This window comes from Streptomyces pristinaespiralis (assembly GCF_001278075.1).
In the GTDB taxonomy this organism is placed as follows: Bacteria; Actinomycetota; Actinomycetes; order Streptomycetales; family Streptomycetaceae; genus Streptomyces; species Streptomyces pristinaespiralis.
Genome location: NZ_CP011340.1, coordinates 8,142,408 through 8,165,470 on the forward strand (window position 1 = coordinate 8,142,408; position 23,063 = coordinate 8,165,470).

2 protein-coding genes are annotated in these 23,063 nt (G+C 77.1%); both read left to right on the top strand.

The annotated features are described in order from the left end of the window. The first annotated feature begins 14 nt into the window (after positions 1-14). Positions 15-15,515 carry a non-ribosomal peptide synthetase gene (locus tag SPRI_RS38310; protein WP_053556637.1) on the top strand — a complete coding sequence of 5,167 codons (15,501 nt, stop codon included), beginning with the start codon at positions 15-17 and terminating at the stop codon, positions 15,513-15,515. Continuing rightward, positions 15,512-23,062, top strand: coding sequence for a beta-ketoacyl synthase N-terminal-like domain-containing protein (locus tag SPRI_RS39805; protein WP_053556636.1), 7,551 nt, complete (start codon positions 15,512-15,514; stop codon positions 23,060-23,062). Before SPRI_RS38310 ends, SPRI_RS39805 begins: the two co-directional genes overlap by 4 nt. The last annotated feature ends 1 nt before the right edge of the window (position 23,063 follow it).

Sequence of the window (23,063 nt, forward strand, 5' to 3'; positions counted from 1 at the left end):
CGAAGGAACCGCAGATGACCAGCCAGTCCGTGCTGTCCGTCCCGCGTCTCGGCGAGGGGATCGTCGAGGTGCGCATCGTCCGGCTCCTCAAGCAGCCCGGCGACACGGTCGCCAAGGACGAGGTCGTCTACGAGATGGAACACGACAAGGCAGCCGTCGAGATCGAATCCCCGACCGCCGGCACCCTGGACACCTGGCTCGTCGCCGAGGGCGACACCGTCGCGATCGGCGCCCCCGTCGCCCGCATCACCCCCGCACCCGCGCAACCCGCACCCCCGACCCGAACCGAAGCCGCATCCGCATCCGCATCCGCAGCCGGATCCGCATCCGGGTCGGGGCCGGCGGCCGAGCCCGCCGCCGGAGCGTCCGCGCACGGCGTCCCCGGCCGGCCGCAGCCCGCCGGAACGCGCCGCATACCGCCCCGCACCCGCGCCCACGCCCGCCGCCTGGGCATCGACGAGGCCACCCTGCCCTCCATCCCCGCCGCCGGCACCAGCCTCATGCCCGCCGACCTCGAACGCCACCTCGCCGCGACCACTACGACACCCCCGCACGAGACCGCGCCCGCCCCGGACACCGCGGCCACCCCGCACGAGACCGCGCCCGCCCCGCCCGCCCCGGGCACCACGGACACGGGGGAGGCCGTGCAGGGCGTGGGGCCGGCCGGCGGCGGGTTCGTGGACGTCGAACAGTCGCGGCGGCAGCGCGAGTTGAACCGGGCCCTGCGGGCCTCGCGGGACGCGGTGGTGCCCGCCGCCGTGGCCGCCGTCGTCGCCGAGGACGTCCTGGAACGGGCGAGGCGCGCGCACCAGGGCGCCGGGTTCGCCACCGTCTTCCAGGCCTTCGCCCACATCGCCGCGCACACCGCCGCCACCGCCCCGGCCCTGCGCTCACGCCGCCTGGACGAGAGGCGGCTGCGCGTCCACGACCACGTCGACCTCGGCATCGCCTGCGCCACCGACGACGGCGACCTCACCACAGCGGTGGTGCGCGCCGCCGACACCCTGGACCCGGCCACGTTCGACGAGCGCTACGCGCAGGCCGTCGAGGACGCTCTCGCCGGCACCTCCCGGGCCGACTCGCGCGTCACCCTGATCCTCTCCCACCTCGGCGGCACGGGCGCGACGCTGGCCGTGCCGGTCGTCGTACCGCCCGCCGTGGCCACCCTGTTCCTCGGCGCCGTCGAGGACACCGGCACCACCCCCGTACGGCGCATGGTCCTGGCCTTCGACCACACCGTGCTCAACGGCAGCGACGCGGCCGCCTACCTCGACGCCCTGCACGACGCGCTGGTCCGTGCCGCCGCCCCGGCCCGGCCGGACACCCCCGCCGCGGCACGGCCGGCCGCCGACCGGGCGGAGGTGACCGACCGGCTCACCGCCCTCGCCGCCGGCATCCTCGGACACCCCGTCGACGCCGAACGGCCCCTGGGCGAACAGGGCCTGGACTCCGCACGCGCCCTGCGCCTGGTCCGCGACATCCGCACCGCCTTCGGCACCGACCTGCCCGCCACCGCCGTCTGGCGCCACCCCACCCTGCGCGCCCTGGCCGCCGTGCTCCCGGCCCCCACCGGCACCACCCCCGAACCGGCCCCCGAACCGGCCCCCGTACCGGCCCCCGTACCGGCCCCCGTACCGGCCCCCGTACCGGCCCCCGTACCGGGCCCGGTGCAGGCGGCCGTACCGGCCCCCGGGCCCGCCCCGGCGGACACGGTGCACGGTCCGGCGGGCGGGGACGACGACGTCGCCGTCATCGGGATGGCCGTACGGGTGCCCGGCGCCGACGACGTCGACGCCTTCTGGTCGCTGCTCGCCGCCGGCGAGTGCCGGATCGACGACGTGCCGCCCGGCCGCCTCGCCGGAGCCGTGCCCGAAGGACTGCGCGCCGCGCTGCTGGAGGGGACCGACCTCTTCGACGCCGCGTTCTTCGACATGACACCCCGCCAGGCCGCCTCCATGGACCCCCAGCAGCGGGCCCTGCTCGAACTGAGCTGGCACGCCCTCGAGCACGCCGGCCTCGACCCCGACTCCCTCGCCGGGACCGGCGTCGGCGTCTACGCCGCCGCCTGCAGCTACGACTACCGCGAACAGCTGGTCCAGCACGAGACGGCCGCCGACGGCTACGCCACCACCGGGACCTTCCCCGCCTTCCTCGCCAACCGCGTCTCCCACCTCTACGACTTCACCGGCCCCAGCATCACCCTCGACACCGCCTGCTCGGGCGCCCTGACCGCGCTCACGCTCGCCGACGCCGCGATCCGCGCCGGCACCTGCGAGATCGCCCTGGCCGGGGCCGCGAACCTGATCAGCAACGGCTTCAACGCCCGCGCCTACCGCACCGCCGGAATGCTCTCCCCGAACGGCACCAGCAAAGTCTTCGACCAGGGCGCCGACGGCTTCGTCCGCGGCGAGGGCGCCGGCTGGATCGTGCTGAAGTCACTGCGCCGCGCCGTCGCCGACGGCGACCCGGTCCTGGCCGTCGTCCGCGCCGGCGCCGTCAACCACGGCGGGCGGGCGGCCTCACTGACCGCCCCCAGCCCCAAGGCCCAGAGCGACCTGATCCGCGGCGCGCTCCGCACGGCCGGCCTCGGCGCCGCCGACCTCGGCTTCCTCGAGGCGCACGGCACCGGCACCCCGCTGGGCGACCCGATCGAACTCGACGCCGTGCGCGAGGTGTTCGCCCACGACCCGCAGGGCATGCCCCGGCGGGCCGCCGGACCCGGGGGCCGGTTGTGGGTCGGCTCGGCCAAGGCCAACATCGGCCACCTCGAAGGCGCCTCGGGACTCGCCGGACTCGTCAAGGCCGTCCAGGTGCTGCGCCACGAACTCATCCCCGCCACCCCCGGCTTCACCCGCCTCAACCCGCACATCGCCCTCGAGGACACCCCCCTCGCCGTCGCGGAGCACGCGGTGCCCTGGCCCGCGGAGCCCGGCCGGCCACGCCGGGCGGCGGTCAGCGCGTTCGGATTCGGCGGCAGCAACGCCCACGTCGTCCTGGAAGAAGCACCCCCGGCCACCCGCCCCGCCCGCCCCGGCGACCCCGGCGCCGCACCGCGGAACGCCCCGCAGACCGTGCCGCTGTCGGCCGCCACCCCCACCGCCCTGGCCCGGCTCGCCGACAGCATCGCCCGCCTGGCCGCACGCGAGGACGCACCCCCGCTCGACGCCCTGGCCTGGACCCTGCAGAGCGGCCGCCGCCACTTCGCCCACCGGGCCGCCTTCACCGTCACCGACCTCGCCCAACTCGCCGAACAGGCCCACCGCTTCGCCGCCGACGGCCACCGACCCCGCCCCGCCGACCCCCGGCTGCGCGACTGGCTCGACGGCAGCGACCTCACCCCGGCCGACTGGGCGGCCCTGCGCCCCGACGGCCCGGCGCCCCGCCGCGTCCCGCTGGTGCCCTACCCCTTCGAGCGGCAGTCCTACTGGCTGCCCACCCCCGTACCCCGGCCCGCCGCACCTGCCGCACCTGCCGCGCAGCCCGGCGCCGGCCCCGACGACGCGCCCGGCCGGCCCCGCTACACCCTCCACGACGGGCACCCGCTGACCCGCCACCGCGTCGGCGGCCGCACCGTGCTGCCCGGCGCCGCCCTCATCGACGCCCTCGCCGACGGCGGACCCGTCGCCCTGAGCCGCCTGCGGCTGCTGCGGCCCGTCCCCGTACCGGCCGGCAGCGCCGTCCACCTGACCTGCCGCACCACCCCCGACGGCGCCACCACGCGCCTGCACCTGGAGCACGACGGCGGGATCTGCGCCACCGCCGTCCCCGCCGCCGCGCCCGCCGCCGCCCCCCGCCCGGCCGACCTCGCCGACGGGCCCGGCCACGACGTCGACCTCGACGCCGTCCTGGCCCGCAACACCGTCGAGGTGGGCCCCGTCTACCGGCTGCTGCACGAGGTCCGCCGCACCGGCGCCCGCGTCAGCGCCCGGATCACCGCCCCCGCCGACACCGACCCGCGCACCCGCCGCGTGGCCTGGCTGGACGCCGCCCTGCAGGCCTCCTGCGCCCTCCTGGACGGCGAGGGACCCCGCGTGGCGGCCGCCGCCGACCACATCGAGTGGAGCGGCCGCATCCCGCCCACCGCCCAGCTCACCGTCCACCGGGTCGCCGCCGGCCCCACCCACGCGGTCCTCGACCTCCAGGCCACCGACCCCGACGGCACCCCCGTCCTGCGGGTCACCGGACTGCGCCTGCACCCGGCCGCCCCCCACCCCGCCGGCACGGCGGCAGCGGGCGCCTCCGACCGGGCTGCGGCCACCCGCGAGGCGACCCCGGCCGGCAGCGAACTCCCCGACGCCGCCCACGAGCAGGCCGTCGCCGACGCCGTCGCCTCCCTGCGCGTCCTGGTACCCGAGTGGGACACCCCCGCACCACCTGCCGCCGTGTCCGCCACGCCTGTTCCCGCACCGCAGCCGTCCGCGCCGGGTGTGCCCGACGGGGACGGGGTACGCCTCCTTTCCCCCCAGTGGATGCCGGAACCGTCCGCCGCGCCGGACGAGGACCCCGGCGGCCCCCTCCTCCTCGTCCACGACGACACCAGCGCCCCCCTCGCCGACCTCGCCGACCCCGGTGCCGGGGGAGGGGCCGTGCGGTGCGCCCTGAGCGGCGGGCGGCTCGACGCGGACGCCTTCACACGGGCCCTGCACCACGCCGGCGGCCGGCCGCCGCGCATCGCGCTGCTGGTCGACGGCTCGTCCTGGAGCGAGGACCGTGCCGGCGCGCTCGCCCTGCGCGGCTGGCTCGAAGCACTGCTGACGGTGGGCCAGGTCCTGGCCCGCCACAACAGCCCGGCACAGGTCACCCTGGTCACCACCCGCCTCGCCGCACCCGTGTCCGGCGCCCCGCAACCGGGCGCCGCCCTGCAGGGCGCCCTGCTGGGAGCACTGCGCACCCTGCCGCGCGAAGCCGGACACCTCACCTGCGCGGCCGTCGACCTGGACACCGCGCCCACCCCCGGCGACCTGGCCGCGGCGTTGCGCGAACCGTGCGCGGACACCGTCGCGCTGACCGCCCTGCGCGACGGCCGGCGACTGCGCCAGGTCTACACCGAGCAGGCCCCGCCCGCCGCCACGCGGAGGGAAGGTTTCGTCCACGGCGGCAGCTACGTCCTGTTCGGCGGCACCGGCGGCATCGGCGCCGCCGTCGCCCGCCACCTGGCCGCCCACTACGGCGCCCGCCTGCTCCTCGTCGGCCGCTCACCGGCCGGCGAGGACACCCGCGCCCTGCTCGCCGAACTCACCGCGCAAGGCGGCCACGCCCGCTACCGCAGCGCCGACATCACCCGCGACGACGACATCGCACGCGTCCTCGCCGACTGCCACGACGCCTACGGCCGCCTCGACGGCATCGTGCACAGCATCGGCTCCGTCAGCGCCGCCCCCCTGCACGAACTGACCGCCCACGACCTCGACGAGGTCCTGGCGACCAAGGTGCACGCGGTCCTCACGCTCGCCCGCGCCCTGCGCGCACACCAGCAGACCCCCGGCACGCCGCCCTGCGCGCTCGTCCTGTTCTCCTCCGTCGCCGGCCTCTTCGGCAGCGCCGGCGGCCTCAACTACGCCGCCGCCAACGCCTTCCTCGGCCACTACGCCGCCGCCACCGACCACGCCGGACCGACCGTCCGCGCCTTCGACTGGGGCCTGTGGCGCGACACCGGCCTCGCCCGCCGCTACAGCGCCCACGTCCGGCGCGAGTACCCCGGCCTCACCGACTTCGACCCGGAAAGGGGAGTGGCCGCCTTGGAAGCGGGCATGTCCGGCAACCGACCTCAGATCGTCGCCGTCGCCGGCGACCCGCAACCGCTGCGCCCGCTCACCGCACCCCCCGCCACCCCCGCGTCCGCCACCCCCGCGTCCGCGTCCGTGTCCGCGGTGTCCGGGCCGGCGGACAACGTCACGGCGGCCGCCGACGACGCCGCCCACCGGCTCGAGGACTACGCCGGCGGGGCGCTCGCCCACCGGATGAGCGAACTGGGCCTCACCCCGGCGCTCGCCGCCGACCCCGCCACCACCGTCCACAGCGCCGCCCAGCTGCTGGCGGCCGTGCCCGAGCACCGGCTGCTGCTGGCCGCGGTCCTCGACCTCCTCGCCGGCCGCCACCGCGCCGGCCGGCCGGTGCCCCGACCCGCCGAACTCGCCCGCACCCGCCGGGCGCTGCTCGCCGACCACCCCGACCTGGCCGGCCACCTCACCCTCCTGGACCGTGCCCTGGAGTCCTACGGGCCGGTGCTGCGCGGCGAGGTGCCCGCCACCGCCGTCCTGTTCCCCGGCGGCGACCTCGGCCCCGTCAGCGCCGTCTACAGCGGCAACCGGCTCTTCGACCCGGTCAACACCGCCGCCGCCCACGCCCTGGCCGACGCCGCCCGCACCGTGCCCGCCGGCGCCCGCATCCTGGAGATCGGCGCCGGCGTGGGCGGCACCACCGCCGCCGCCCTCGACGCCCTCGACGCCCGCGGCGTCACCCGCTTCGACTACGTGTACACGGACCTGTCACCGGCCTTCCTGCAGCACGGCCGCCGCCGCTTCGGCGACCGGATCACCCCCCGGCTGCTGGACATCGAGAAGAACCCCGGCACCCAGGGACTCGCCGAGCACACCTTCGACCTCGTCGTGGCGAGCAACGTCCTGCACGCCACCCGCGACCTGTCCCGCACCCTCGCCCACATCGAGGAACTCCTCGCCCCCGGCGGGCGGCTGCTGCTCGTCGAGATGGTCGCCCCGGCCGCCGTCTACACCCTCACCTTCGGCCTCACCGACGGCTGGTGGCGCTACGTCGACACCGACCGGCGCATGCCCCACGGCCCGCTGCTGGACGTGGCACGCTGGCGCTCGCTGCTCACGGCCCGCGGCTGGAGCCTGACCGACACCGACCACCTGCGCGACGCGCCCGGCTGCGTCGCCCTGCTCACCTGCCGGCCGCCCGCCGCCGGCGCCGACCGCACCGAGGAGATCGCCGAAGGACTGCGCCGGATCGTGCGCGACCTGCTCGGCGACCCGTCGGCCACCGTCCCCGGCTATCTGCCCTGGCAGGAACTGGGCATCGACTCGCTCCTCAACATGGAACTGGTCCAGGCCGTCTCCCGCAGCCACGGCCCGCTGACCGCGACCGCCCTGTTCGAGCACCGCACCGTCGACGACCTCGCCCGGATGCTCGCCCGCCGCACCGCCCCGGACACCCCCACACACCACACCCCCAACCGCCCCGGCACCCACCCCGGCGACGACACCCGGCGCGACGACACCCGGCGCGGCGAGGACACCGCCGGGACGGTGGCACAGCTGCTGGCGCTGGTCGCCGAACTCACCGCCCAGGACCCGGCCCTGCTCGACGCGGACAGCGACTTCCCCGCCCTGGGCGTCGACTCGCTGCTCCACGAGGAACTCACCCAGCGGCTGCGCGAGATGTTCCCCGACCGGCCGGTGCCCGCCACCCTGATCTTCGAACACCCCACCCCCCGCGCCCTGGCCCGCCACCTCGCCCCCACACCCACCGCCCCCGCCGCACCGCCTGCCGGGAGCCGTGCCACCGCGCCCCCCGCGCCCCCCGCGCCGCCGGCCGCCGCAGGCGTGAGCGCCCCGGCCCGCCTGCCCGCCGCCCCGCTCACCGCCGCCCCCGCCGCCGTACCGCCCGCGCCGCCGGCCGGTGCGCCGGCCGCCGCGCCCGGCGCGGCGATCGCCGTGGTCGGCCTCGCCGGCCGCTACCCGGGCGCCCAGGACCTCGACGCCTTCTGGGAACTGCTCAGTTCGGGCCGCACCCCGGTCCGCGAAGTGCCCGCGGAACGCTGGGACTGGCGCACCGCCCGCACCGCAGGCGGCGGCTACGCCCGCTACGGCTGCTTCCTCGACGACATCGACACCTTCGATGCGGCCCTGTTCCGCATCACCCCCAGGGACGCGGCCCTGATGGACCCGCAGGAGCGGCTGTTCCTGGAAGTGGCCCGTGAGGCGTTCGAGCACGCCGGCTACGCCCGCCCCTCCCTGACAGGTCATCACGGCGGGCCGCGGGTGGGCGTGTTCGCCGGGGTCACCGCCAACAGCCACCTCCTCGCCCAGCACGACGCCCGCACCGCCGGCGCCGACAACCCCGAATACGCGGTCACCGCCGCCGCGTCCGTCGCCAACCGCGTCTCCCACGCCTTCGACCTCAGCGGCCCGAGCCTGAGCGTCGACACCATGTGCTCCTCCTCGCTGACCGCGCTGCACCTGGCGTGCCGGGCCCTGCGCGACGGCGAGGCCGACCTCGCCCTGGCCGGGGGAGTCAACCTCTACCTGCACCCCGACCGGTTCGCCGGCCTGTGCGCGCTCGGCATGCCCTCCAGAGGCGACCGCACCCGCAGCTTCGGCGCCGGCGGCGACGGCTTCGTCCCCGGCGAAGGCGCCGGCGCCGTCGTCCTCAAACGCCTGGACCGCGCCGAGGCGGACGGCGACACCATCCACGCCGTCATCCGCGGCACCGGCCTCAACCACGGCGGCGGCACCGGCGGCTACACCGTCCCCAACCCGCGCGCCCAGGCCGCCCTCATCGACGCCACCCTCAAGGACGCCGGCCTCGAGGCCGCCGGCATCGGCTACCTCGAGGCCCACGGCACCGGCACCGAACTCGGCGACCCCGTCGAACTGCGCGCCCTGGCCCTGGCCTTCGAAGACAGCCGGCCCGCCCGGGAACCGCTGCGCATCGGCTCGGTCAAGTCGAACATCGGCCACACGGAGGCCGCCGCCGGCATCGCCGGACTGACCAAGGCGATCCTCCAACTGCGCCACCACCGCTTCGTGCCCACCATCGGCGCCGACCGGCTCAACCCGAAACTCGACCTGGACAACACCCCCCTGCACATCCAGCGGGCCACCGAACCCTGGAGCGGTGACCGGCCGCGCCGCTGCGCCGTCAGCTCCTTCGGCGCGGGCGGCGCGGGCGCCCACGCCGTCCTGGAGGAGTACCGGATGCCGCCGCCCGCCGGCACCGGCGCACCCCTACCGGTGCTCGTGCCGCTCGCCGCGCCGGACGCCGACCGGCTGCGCACCGTCGCCCGCCGCCTCGCCGACACCGTCGACGACGCCACCGCGACCCTCGCCGACATCGCCCACACCCTGGCCACCGGCCGCGACCCGGGACCGCACCGCGCCGCCGTCACCGCCCACGACCACGCCGAACTGCGCGCCGCGCTGCGCGCCCTGGCCGAGGACACCCCCCACCCCGCCCTCACCACCGCCGACCACCCCGGCCCCGACACCGGTGACCACCCGCACGCTCACGACGACGACGACGGCGGGCGCGGCGCCGCGCGGGCCTGGGTCGCCCACGGCACCTACCGGGCCCCCACCGGCCCGGCACGACGGGTGCCGCTGCCGCCCACCCCCTTCGCCCGCATCCCCTGCACCGTGCCCGGCGCCGGCCGGCCGGCAGCCGAGCGGCCCTCCCACATGCCGCTCACCGACACCGTCCGCGTGCCCGCCGCCCGCACCGTCACCGCCCGCCTCGGCGGCGCCTCCCGCTGGGTGCGCGACCACATCGTCGACGAACAGATGCTGCTGCCCGGCGCGTTCCACCCCGAACTCGTCCACGAAGCGCTGATCGCCGCCGACGAGAACCCCTACCGCACCGACATCCGCGACCTCGCCTGGCCCCGGCCCGCCACCGGGCTGCCCATGACCGTCACCACCCACCTCGAGGAACCCGACACCCACGGCACCCGCCGCTTCACCACCACCGTCGCCGGCACCCTCGTCGCCCAGGGCACCACCCACCCCCGGCCCGCCGACGGCGCCGGCGCCCCCCTGCGCCCCCACCTCGTCTACCGGCCCGCCGACCTCGACGCCCGCCTCGACGGCCACGACACCGGCACCGACGCCTTCTACCAGGCCTTCACCACCCACGGGTTCACCTACGGGCCGCTCTACCGCACGGTGCGGCGCACCGCCGTGCACGGCGAGGAGACCACCGCCGAACTGCGCCTGCCACCGGGCGAGGACACGGACGGACGCCATGTGCTGCACCCCGCCCTCCTCGACGGCGCCTGCCAGAGCGCCGCGTACCTGCTGCTCACCGAGACGCCCGCACCCCGCAGGCTGCGGCCCCTGACCATCGGCCGGCTCACCGTCCACCGACCCGCCACCACCGGCGCCTACGTCCACACACGCCGCGTCAGGCGCGACGAGACCGCCGGCGTCCACGTCTTCGACCTGTGCCTCATCGACCCCGACAACGGCGAGGTCCTCGCCGAGATCGACGGCTTCCGCATCCGCGTGGACACCACCGCAGTGCCTGCCGCCCTCACCGCACACCCCGAACCGGCCACCGCACCCGCCCACCCGGCCGACGTGCCGCTGGCCGGCTACCGCCTGGGCTGGCACACCGCCCCCATCGGCGACGACACCCGCGCCGGCACCGACGGCCCGCTGTGGCTGATCGGCGACGGCTCCGGCACCCTCGCCGCCCACGCCCCCGGCCACATCCCGGCCGCCGCCCTGCTCGAACCCGGCCCCGGCCTCGACGAGCAGCAGCTCGAGCGGACAGCGGCCCGCACCGGCACCCCGGCCACCGTCCTCATCGACCTCACCCACCTCACCGACCCGCACCACCCCGGGCTCGGCACCACCCCCCTGCGCCTCGAACAGACCCCGGCCGCCTGGGAACACTTCACCACCACCGCACTCACCCCCCTGTTCACCCTGCTGCGCACCCTCGTACGCAGCCGCGCCCTGGACGGCGCCCGCATCCTGCTGGTGACCCGCACCGCACCCGACGGGCACCTCACCCCCCTTGTGCGCGCCCTGCACAGCCTGATGCGCACCGCCGCGGGAGAGACCGGCCGGTTCACCCTGCGCCTGGCCACCCTCGACGCCGCCTGGGCGCTGGCGGACCCCGACGCCGCCCGCACCGCCCTCCTCGCGGAGACCGCCGCCGACGACGCCGACTGGACCCGCCTGGGCCCCGCCGGCCGGCGCCGCACCGCCGTCCTCACCCGCACCCCCGAACCGGCCCCCGGCACCGCCGGCACTCTCCTCGACGGGGCCGGCACCTACCTGATCACCGGCGGACTGGGCGGACTGGGACGGCACATCGCCGCCGGCATCCTGCACCGTGCCCCCACCGCACGCCTCGTCCTGATCGGCCGCTCGGAACCGGACGACGCCGCCCTCGAGACCCTGCGCCGCGCCGCCGCCGGCGACGACCGGATCATCTACCGCCGCTGCGACGCCACCGACCCCCGACAGGTCGCCGACCTCGCCACCCACCTCGCCGACAGCCGCATCCGCCTGCACGGCGTCGTCCACGCCGCCGGAGTACTGCGCGACCAGTTCCTGCGCGGCAAGACCCCCGAAGCCGTCCAGGCCGTGTGCCGCAGCAAGATACTCGGCGCGCTCCACCTCGACGCCGCCCTCGCCGACCACCCGCTGGACTTCTTCGTCCTCGCCTCCTCCCTCGCCTCCCTCGTCGGCAACCAGGGCCAGAGCGACTACGCCTTCGCCAACGGCTTCCTCGACCAGTTCGCCCACCAGCGCGCCCGCTGGGCCGCACGCGGCCTGCGCCCCGGCCGCACCCTGACCGTCGGCTGGCCGGTCCTCGCCGACGCGGGCACGGCCCCCGCCCCCGACACCCTGCGCTACCTCGAACAGACCTACGGCCTCGCACCGGTCGCCACCCGCGACGCGGTGGCGGCCCTGTGGCCCCGCCTCACCGCCGCCACCACCCCCGACACCGCCTACATCGCCCTCGTCGCCGGCGACCACACCGTCTGGGACCGGGCCCTGCCCACCACCACCACCGTCATCGAGACGGCCCCCACCGCGCCCGCACCGGCACCCGCGCCCGCCGCCCCCGCCGCCACCCCCGCACAGGACACCGCCCCCGCACGGGCCGCCCTGCGCTGGCTGGGCGAACGCGTCGCCGAGGCCGTCGGGGTACGGCCGGAGACGATCGACCCGCAGGCCCCGCTCACCGACTACGGCGTCGACTCCATCTCCCTGATGCGCCTCAGCCGCATGCTCGAGGACGACCTGGGCCGCATCCCCCTGTCTGTCCTGCTCGACAGTGCCACCCTGCAAGAACTGACCGACCGTCTGCTCGCCGACATGGGCCCGCAGCTGACCGCCGCCGTCACCGCGGCCACCACCCCTGCCGCCGGCCCGGTGCCGGCCACCGCGGCCACGCCGGACGCCACCACCGCTGCCGCGCCTGTCACGGCGGCCGGCCCGCACACACCCGCGACCGCGACCGTGCCCGTGCCTGTGGAAGCGGGCGTCGACGACGACCGGACCGCCGTACTGCCCGACCGGCTGGCGGGGATGTGGGCCGCCGACCAGGGCGCCGCGCCCCACGCCCCGTACAACATCAGCCTGGCGTGGCGGCTGCCCGCCACCGCCGACCGCGAGGCCCTGCGGGACGCCGTCGCCGCCCTGGTGCGCCGGCACCCGGTGCTCGGCTGCCGCGTACGGCCCCACGACGGCGCCCCCGCCTTCCTCCCCGCCCCTGACACCACCGCCCTCGCCACCCGCATCGTCGCCGAGGACACCATCGGCCAGGCCGTCAGGGACGAGGCGGACCGGCGGATCGACACCTCCGCAGGACCGTTGCTGCGTGCCGTCCTGTGGGAGCCGCAGGACGGCGGCCAGGGCCCCGTCCTGCAGCTGACCACCCATCACATCGCCGTCGACGGACGCTCCGCCGAACTGCTGCGCGACGACCTCGCCGCCCTGTACACCGCCGCCGCGCACGGCGGCCCCGCCCCGGCGCCCGCCGCCCCCTTCGCCCGTGCGCTGCGCCGCGAGCAGGAGACCGGCGCACCCGGCGCCCTCCAGGAGGACGAGCGGTACTGGACCCAGCGGCTGGCCGGCGCCGCGCCGCAGGGCGTGCTGTTCCCCGGCGGCGGCGGGCGGGCCGGGGCCGCGGGAGGCCACCGCGAGTACCGGATGCCGCCCGCCCTGTCGCAGCACCTCGCCCAGGTCGCGCAGAGCGCCGGCGTGCCGCCGTTCACCGTGCTGCTCGCCGCGTTCGCCGCCGCGCTGTCCCGGGCCACCGGGCACCGCTCGTTCCTCGTCGCCGTCCCCACCTACGGGCGCACCTCGCGCGAGGAGGAGACAAGCGTCGGCTGCTTCGTCAGCACCGTGCCGCTGCGGATCGACCTCGACCCCGGCCGGCCGGTCACCGACTGGCTGAAGGACCTGAACCAGGAGGTGCGCGGCGCGCTCGGCCACGCCCGGCTGCCCTACCCGCGCCTGGTCGAACTGTGCCGGGCGGCGGGCGGCGAGGACGCCGTGCCCACCGTCACCCTCGCCTACCAGAACTGGGAGCGCACCGGCGACGCCCCGACACCGGACGGCTGGGAGCCGGTGTACCGGCGCGGACAGCGCGGGCACTTCGACCTCGGCCTGGAGGTGACCGACACCCCCGCCGGCACGGAGATCCTCGCCAACCACCGCACCGCCGTCCTGGACACCGCGCGCGTCGACGCCTTCGTCGAGGACCTGCGGCGCACCGCGGCCGAACTGGCCCGCCGCCCCGCCACGGTGGGGGAGCTGCTCGACCCGGCGGCCGGGACCCTCGTCACGCGCTTCGCGGCCACCGTGCGCCGCCACGGGCGGGCGACGGCCGTCGAGGACGCGCACGGCAGCCTCAGCTACGCCGAACTCGACGCGCTCTCCGACGACATCGCCCACCGGGTGTCCCGACTGGCCGCGCCCGGCGCCCCCGTCGCCGTCCTGATGCACCGCAGCATGCGGCTGCCGGCCGTCCTGCTGGGCATCCTCAAGAGCGGACGCCCCTATGTGCCGCTGGACGACTCCTACCCGAGCGAACGGCTGAAGCTGGTCGTCGGGGACGCGGGATGCGAGGTGGCCGTCGCCGACCGCGAGCTGACGTGGCTGCTGCCGCAGCGGCTGCGGATCGTCGACCCCACCACCCCTGCCACCCCCACCACCCCTGCCGCCCCGGCCGCGGCCCTCGCCGGTGCGCCGACGGGCGGGCAGGGGCGGGAGCCGGCCGCGGCGGTGTGCGGGCCGGACGACCTCGCCTACGTGATGTTCACCTCCGGCAGCACCGGACGGCCCAAGGGCGTCCCGGTCACCCACGCCAACGTCGTGCACACCCTGGAGGCGATCGCCTCCACGGTCGGCATCACCGAGGACGCCCCCGGGCGGCTGCTGGCGGTCACCACCCTGTGCTTCGACATCTCCGTCCTGGAGCTGTTCCTCCCGCTCCTGACCGGCGGCACCGTCGTGATCGCCGAACGCGCGGACGTCGTCGACGCCCGCCGGCTGGGCCGGCTGATCGACGAGCGGGCCGTCACCGCCATGCAGGCCACCCCCGCCGGCTGGCAGCTGCTCGTGGACGGCGGCTGGAGCGGCCGGCGTGAACTGACCGCCCTGTGCGGCGGGGAGGCACTGCCGCCCAACCTCGCCGCCGCGCTCGCCGAGCGCACCGGCAGCCTGTGGAACGTCTACGGACCCACCGAAGCGACCATCTGGTCCACCATCGGACCGGTCACCGCCGGCGGCCCCGTCCACCTCGGCGGGCCGATCGGCGCCACGGACCTGCTCGTCACCGACACCGCCGCGACCCGCGAGGCGGCGGTGGGGGAGAGCGGTGAACTGTGGATCGGCGGCCCCGGCGTGGCCCGCGGCTACTGGCAGCGGCCGCAGCTGACCGCCGAACGGTTCACCGGCCACCCGCTGCGGCCCGAGGGCGGCGGACGCTGGTTCCGCACCGGCGATCTCGTACGCCGCGACGCCGACGGCCGGCTGGTCTTCCTCGGCCGGGCCGACAGCCAGGTCAAGGTCCGCGGCCACCGCATGGAGCTCGGCGAGATCGAGACCGTACTGGGCGGCCACCCGGCGCTCGCCCGCGTCGTCGTCACCGTGCACGGCGAGGGCCCCTCCGCCCGGCTGCTGGCGATCGCCGTCCCGCGCGCCGGCACCGCCCTGCCCGACATCGGCGCACTGCGCGAGTACGCCTCCGCGGCGCTGCCGCCGTGGATGCTGCCCGACCGCCTGATCGCCGCCGAGCAACTCCCGCTCACCCCCAACCGCAAGGTCGACCGGCAGGCGGCGGCCCGCCTCGCCGACCCCACCACCCCCGCCCCCGCCGACACGGCACCCGCGCCCGCGGCCGCATCCGCGCCCGCCGACACGGCACCCGCGCCTGCGGCCGGGCCCGAATCCGTACCGGCACCGGCGCCCGTCGGACGGGCGGCGATCGCGGACCGGGTCGGCGCCCTGTGGCGCGAACTCCTCGAACTCGACGACGTACCGGGCGACCGGAGGTTCTTCGACCTGGGCGGCAACTCCCTGCTGCTGGGGCGGCTCTTCGCCCGCCTCGACGACGCCTATCCCGGCGCCTCGCTCGAACTCGCCGACCTGTTCGCCCGGCCGACCCTCGACGACCTCGTCGGCCTGCTCACCGCCCGCCTGGGCGGCGACACGGGCCCGGCCCCCGCCGACCGGCCGGGAACCGCCCCGGTGCCCGCCCGCCCCTCCCGCCGTGAGCTGCGGCGCGCGTTCCGACTCGGAGACGAACGATGACCACACCGCCCAGCGGCCCCGACCTCGGGCAGGACCCGAACGCCGTCGCCGTCGTCGGCATGGCCTGCCGGTTCGGGCCCGCCACCTCCGTCGAACAGCTGTGGGACCTGCTCGAGCAGCAGCGCTCCGGCATCCGCCGCTACAGCACCGACGAGCTGATCGCCCTCGGCCACGACCCGCGGACCGTGCGGCACGAGGCGTTCGTGCCCGCCGGGGCCGTCCTGGAGGACGCCGACGCCTTCGACGCCGAGTTCTTCGGCTACAGCGCCCAGCACGCCGAATGGCTCGACCCCCAGCAGCGGCTGCTGCTGGAGGTCGCCTGGCACGCCCTGGAGGACGCCGGGTTCGCCCCCGACGCCACCGGGCTGCGCACCGGCGTGTACGCCTCCGTCGGCCAGCCCGTCCACCCCCCGGTCCGGATCACCGAACTCGACGCCGCCGGGATGATGCGCTTCTCCTCCACCGACAAGGACTTCGCGGCCGGCCGCATCTCCTACAAACTCGGCCTGACCGGACCGAGCATGAGCGTGCAGTCCGCCTGCTCCAGCACCCTGGTCGGCCTGCACCTGGCCGCCGAGGCCCTCCTCGCGGAGGAGTGCGACCTGGCGGTGGTTGCCGGCGCCTCCCTGCACTTCCCGCAGGCCGGCTACCTCGCCGCCCCCGGCATGATCCTCTCGCCGAGCGGCGAGTGCCGGCCCTTCGACGACACCGCCGACGGCACCGTGTTCGGCAACGGCGGCGGCGCGCTCGTCCTGCGCCGCCTCGCCGACGCGCTGCGCGACGGCGACCCGGTGCGCGCCGTGCTGCGCGGCAGCGCCGTGGGCAACGACGGCGCCCGCAAGATGGACTACCACGCACCCTCCCCCGAGGGGCAGGAGGCGGTGATCCGCGAGGCGCTGGCCGTCGCGGGCGTCGACCCGCACTCGGTGGGCTGCCTGGAGACCCACGGCACCGGCACCCCCATGGGCGACCCGATCGAATTCGCCGCCCTGGAACGGGTCTACGGCGGCGACCGCCCGCACCCGGCGGTGATCGGCTCGGTCAAGTCCGTCCTCGGCCACCTCAACACCGCCGCCGGCGTCGCCGGCGTCATCAAGGCCGTCCTGGCCCTCGAACACGCCACCGTGCCCCGCCAGGTCCCCTTCACCGCACCCAACCGCGCCCTCGGCGGCACGGGCAACCTGCGCATCGCCTCCCAGGACGCCACCGCCGACGGCTGGCCGGTGCCCGACGGGCCGCGCCGCGCCGCCGTCAGCTCCTTCGGCATCGGCGGCACCAACGCCCACGCCGTCCTCGAACAGGCCCCGCCCACCATCCGACCCGAACAGCCCCCACACGCCGGACAGGCAGGGCAGAACGGGCCGGCGGAGCACGCTGGGCAGGACGCCGGTGACGGCCCCGTGCGGTGGGCCCTGCTGTCCGCCCACACCGAGACCGCGCTGCGCACCTGGGCCGGCGCGCTGGCCGGCCCGGCCGGCCGGCTGCCGCTCGCCGACGTCGTGCACACCCTGCGCACCGGCCGCAGCCACCGCCGCGTGCGCTGCGCCCTGTCCGCCGCCACCCCCGGCGAACTCGCCGTCAAACTCCGCGCCCTGGCCGACGGCGGGGACCTGGCCGCCGACGCGGCACCCAAGGACCTGCAGCCGTGGCTCACCGGTCAGGGGCCGCTGCCCGACGCCGGACCGCAGAGCCACGCCGCCCGCCGCGTCCGGCTGCCCGGCTACCCCTTCGCCCGCACCCGCTGGCCCCGCCCCGGCGACGACGGGCAGACACGCACCGTGCGGCCCGACGAACCGGTGGCCGCCGACCACGTGGTGGCCGGCCGGCCCGTGCTGCCCGCCGCCGCCCAGCTCGACCTCGCCCTGCGGGCCGCCCGCCGCAGCGCCCCCACGGCCACCGGACTGGCCGACATCGCCTTCCACCGGCCCGTGGAGGTCACCGCCCCGGTGACCCTGCGCACCGTCACCGACGGCGACACGGTGCGGATCGTCTCCGACCACACCCACACCCAGGCCCGCGTCGTCACCGACCCCGCCGCGCCGCCCGCACCGCTCGATGTGGCCGCCCTGTCCGCCGCCCACCCCGACAGCGCCGAACCGGCCGAGCTGTACCGCTACTTCGAGGACAACGGCGTCCGCTACGGCCCCGCCTTCCAGGTACTGCGCGAACTGCGGCACGGCCCCGGCGGCGCCCTCGCCCGCGTCGCCGCCACCACGGCCGCCCCCGCCGACGCCGACGGGCAGATCCTGTCGCCGTACGTCCTCGACGGCGCCCTGCAGACGGTGATCGGCTGCGTGCTGCGCGAGGACCTCGGCGGGCAGACGTTCATCCCCTTCGCCGTCGACGCGCTGAACGTCCACGGCCCGCTGCCCGACGAGGTGTGGGTGCAGGTACGCCCGCGGCGCCTGGCCGGCGGCGGCCGCCAGGTCCGCAAGTACGACGTGACGGTCGGCGCACCGGACGGGACACCGGCCCTCACCCTCGAAGGACTCGCCCTGCGCCCCACCCGGCCCACCACCCCCACCGCACCCACGACACCCGGATCCGCCGGATCCGCCGTGTCCGACGGGGCCGTCGTTCCTGCCGGGGTGCCCGGAGCCGCCGTGACCCGCCTGCCGGCCGACGTGCACCTGTTCACGCCCGCCGAGGTCCCCTTCACCGCCCCCGACGCCGACGCGGCCGCCGCCGGGACCGGCGGGTGGGGCGGGCCGCTCGTCGTCATCGGCGAAACCCCCCTGGAGGGCGCCGACCTGCGCCTGCCCGACCCTCCCGACGCCCAGGCCGCCGCGGCCGCCGGCGCCGACCTGGCCGGCCGCCTGCCGGAGGGCGGCGTGCCGGTCGTCGTCTGGCCGCTGCCCGCCGACCCGGGCTCCGGCCCGGGGGCCGACGCGCTGCGCGTACTGGCCCTGCTGCGCGCCCTGCTGGGCCCGCTCGCCAGGCGCGGCGCCCGCATCGTCGTCCCCCACCCCGCGGGCGGCCTCGACGACACGGCCGCCGTCACCGGCAGCGGCCTGGCCGCCCTGGGCCGCTCCCTCGCCGGGGAGAACCCGCGCTTCCACCTCACCGCCCTGGCCCTCGGGCCCGGCACCACGCCCGCCGCCCTGACCCGCGCCGTGCGGGCGGCGGCGGCCCACCCGCCCACCGCCCGCCGGCTGAGCACCGGCCACGAGGGCGCCCTCACCGAACCGGTGCTGCGCCCCTGGACCGTCCCGGCGCCCGCCGGCCCGGCGTTCCGCCACGGCGGCCGCTACTGGATCAACGGCATGGGAGCCCTGGCCGCACTGCTGGCCGGCCACCTCGCCGGCACCTACGCCGCCCACGTCGTGGTGACCGGCCGCTCCCCGGCCGAGGGCGAACGCGCCGCCGAGCTCACCCGCCTGTCCCGGCACGCCGCCCGCACCGGCGGATCGGTGACCTACCACCGCCTCGACAGCACCGACCCGGCGGCCGTGCGCGCCTTCGCCGACCGCCTGCACGGCGAGGGCACCGTCCACGGCGTCCTGCACTGCGCCGGCACGCTGCGCGACTCCTTCATCCTGCGCAAGGACAGCGCCGACGCCGACACGGTGATCGCCGCCAAACTCACCTCGGCCGCCGTGCTCGACGAGGCCACCGCCCACTGGCCGCTGGACTGCTTCGTCGTCTACTCGTCCGTCTCCGGCGCCCTCGGCAGCCCCGGCCAGGCGGACTACGCCTTCGCCAACGCCGCCGCCGACGAACTGGTCGCCCGCCGCGCCCGCCGCGTCACCTCCGGCACCCGCCACGGGCGTTCGCTCTCCGTCGCCTGGCCCTACTGGGCCGACGGCTCCATGCGCACCGGCGGCGACGCCGAACAGATCCTCGGCGCGTTCGGCATGCGCCCGATGCCGGCCGACGTGGGCCTGGCCGTCCTCGAGACCCTCCTCGCCGCCCCGGCCGCGGACCCCGCGCCCGTCGTCCTCTTCGGGGACCTGCCCCAACTGCGGGCCTCCTTCCCCCTCCTGACCGGCCCCGACCCGGCCCCGGCCGCCGCGCCCGCCCCGGTCCCGGCGGTTGCGGCACCGGCCGCACCCGCACCCGCGCCCGCCCCGGTCCCGGCGGTTGCGGCACCGGCCGCACCCGCACCCGCGGCCGCGGCGGGGGCGTTGGAGGACCGGCTGCGGGCCGCGGTCGCCGAGGCCACCCGTACCCCCGTCGGCGACGTGAGCCCCGACCGGCCCTTCGACGACCTCGGCATCGACTCGCTGCTCGCCATCCGCGTCGTCGAACTGCTGGAGAAGGACTTCGGCCGGCTCTCCAAGACGCTGCTCTTCGAGTGCCGTTCGGTCGCCGAACTCACCGAGCACCTCCTCGAGGAGTTCCCCGAGCGGTGCGCCGAACTCACCGGCACCACCACCGAAACCACCCCCGGCACCACCCTCGGCGCCACCCCCGAAGCCGTCACTCCCGGCACCGGGGCGGCCGGCGCAGCGGTCGCCGTCTCCGCCGGCCCGCCGCAGGCCGAGGAACCGCCCGCCTCCTCCACCGCCCCGCTGGACACCACGCCCGCGCCCGCCCTGCCGGCCGGTGCCGCCGGGCGGGCCGAACTGCCCGGCGGGAGCGGGGACATCGACCCGCGGGCCGTCGCGATCATCGGTGTCGCCGGCCGCTTCCCGCAGGCCGAGGGCCTGGACGAGCTGTGGGCCAACCTCCTCGCCGGACGCGACAGCATCACCGAGGTGCCGCGCGAACGCTGGGACGCCGAGGCCCTCTACGACCCCGACCGCTCACGCGTGGACCGCACCTACACCAAGTGGGGCGGCTTCCTTCAGGGCGTGGAGAACTTCGACGCACCGCTGTTCAGCATCTCGCCCCGCGAGGCCGGCACCGTCGACCCGCAGGCCCGGCTCTTCCTGGAGGCCTGCTGGGCCGCGCTGGACGACGCCGGATACACCCCCGACACCCTCGTGAGCACCGCCGACCCCGTGCACCGCAAGGACGTCGGCGTGTTCGTCGGCGCCATGTACGGCGAGTACCAGCTGCACGAGGCGGAGGAGCGGCTGCGCGGCAACCCGGTCCTGGCCAACAGCGCCTACTGGTCCATCGCCAACCGCGTCTCGTACTTCTTCGACTTCCAGGGCCCCAGCACGGCCGTCGACACCGCCTGCTCCTCCGCGCTCACCGCGATCCACCTCGCGGTGGAGTCGCTGCGCGCCGGCAGTTCGAAGGTCGCCCTCGCCGGCGGCGTGAACGTCCTGATCCACCCCAACAAGTACTTCATGCTCGGCCAGGGCAGGTTCGCCGCCGGCGACGGACGCTGCCGCAGCTTCGGCGCGGGCGGCGACGGCTACGTCCCCGGCGAGGGCGTGGGCGCGTTCGTGCTCAAACCGCTCGCCGACGCGGTGCGCGACGGCGACCACATCCACGCCGTCATCCGCGGCACCGCCGCCAACCACGGCGGCCGCACCAACGGCTACACCGTGCCCAACCCTCGCGCCCAGGCCGACCTGGTCACCAAGGCTCTGCGCGACGCGGGCCTGACGGCCGGCGATCTCGACTACGTCGAGGCGCACGGCACCGGCACCGCGCTCGGCGACCCCATCGAGATCCGCGGCCTGGTCTCCGCGTTCGCCCGCGACGGCGTCAAGGGCGCCGGAGACCTGCCGATCGGGTCCGTGAAGTCGAACGTCGGCCACCTGGAGTCGGCGGCCGGCGCGGTGGCGCTGGCGAAGGTCCTGCTGCAGATGCGGCACCGCACCCTGGTGCCCTCCCTGCACGCCACCCCCGCCAACCCCGAGATCGACTTCGGCCGCATCCCGTTCACCGTGCAGCAGAGCACCGCACCGTGGCACACCCGCGACGGGGCGGCCCGTCCGCTGCGGGCGGGCATCAGCTCCTTCGGCGCCGGCGGCGCCAACGCGCACATCGTCGTCGAGTCCCCGCCCCCGTCCGCGCCCCGCACGCCCGGCGGGCCGCAGCAGGTCGTGGTGTTCCTGTCCGCCCGCACCGACCAGGCGCTGGCCGACACCGCCCGCCGCCTGCACAGCCACCTCACCGCCGCCCGCGCCCGCGGCCAGGAGCCGCGTCTCGCCGACATCGCCCACACCTTCGCCGTCGGACGCCCCGCCCTGGAACGCCGCGCCGCTCTGGCGGCCGACTCCCTCGACGCGCTGCTCGCCTCCCTCGAAGCCCTCGCGGCGGGCCGCCCCCGCCCCTGGCGGCGCACCGAGGCCGCCGCGGACGACCCGGTACGGCTGTGGCTCGACGGGGGCCGCGTCGACCGCGCCACGGTCAGCGGCGCCGGGCCGGGCGCCCGCCGCATCCCGCTGCCGCACTACCCCTTCGAACGCATCCGCTGCTGGTACGACCTGCAGATCGAGCACCTGCACCACAAGGGCCTGGGCACCGCCACGGCCGAACCGGCCCTGTCCCGCCCCCACCTGCGCGACTTCGGCCGCCCCCACACACCGGCCCCCGCAGCCGCGCCGGCGCCGAGCCCGGCAGCTGACCCCGCGCCCACGCCGGCGCCGCGCCGCGCACCGGAAGCCGCGCCCGCGCCCGCGCCGGTGCCGCGCCGCGTGGAGCCCGCGCCCGCCCTCGTGCCCCGCCCGGCCCCGGCGTCCGCGCCGGCGGCGCCGGGCGCCGTGACGCCGCCCGCGACCGACCGGCCCGACCCACAGGAGACACCACCCATGACCCGTGACCGCAAGATCTCCCTCCGGCCGCTGGGCACGGCGCCCACCCCGGCCCCGGCCCCGGCCCCGGCTCCGGCTCCGGTGTCCGTGGCGGCTCCCGCCCCGGTCCCGGCGACCCCGACCCCCGCCGCTGCGCCCGCCGCACCCGTTGCCGCCCCGTCCGTCGCCCCGGTCGCCGGCGCGGTCGACCCGGCGGTGGCGGACCGGGTCGCGGAAGAGGTCGGCGAAGTGCTCGCCGGGGTGCTCTACATGGAGCCCGCCGATCTCGATCCGGAGCAGAGCTTCCAGATGCTCGGCGTCGACTCGATCCTCAGCGTCGAGTTCATCGCCCTGGTCAACGCCAAGTACGCCATCGACATCAAGGCCACCGAGCTGTACGACCACCCGACGCCCGCCGCGTTCGCCCGCCATGTCGCCGCGACGCTGGGCGGCACACCCCCGCCCGCCCCGGCACCCCACGCCACCACCCCCGCCCCCGCAGCCCCGGCCGCGACGGCCCCGGCCGCGGCGGCGCCGGTGGCGGCGGGGGAGCGGACGGCGGCCGTCCTGGAGACCCTGCGCGAGCAGCTGGCCCAGACCCTGTACTGCGACGTGTGGGACATCGACACCGACGCCACGTTCAACAGCCTGGGCCTGGACTCGATCCTCGGCGTCGAGTTCGTCGCGTTCCTCAACAACGCCTACGGCCTCGACGAGAAGGCCGGCGTCCTCTACGACCACCCGAGCCTGGCCGCCCTCGCCGCCCACATCACCTCCCGCACCGCCCCGCAGCCCGCCGGCGCCGTCCCGGCCGGCAGCGTCAGCGCGGCCGACCTCGACGCGCTGCTGGCCGCCGTACGCGACAACCGGCTCACCGTCGAGCAGGCCCTTGCCCTGCTGCCCCAGCACACCTGAG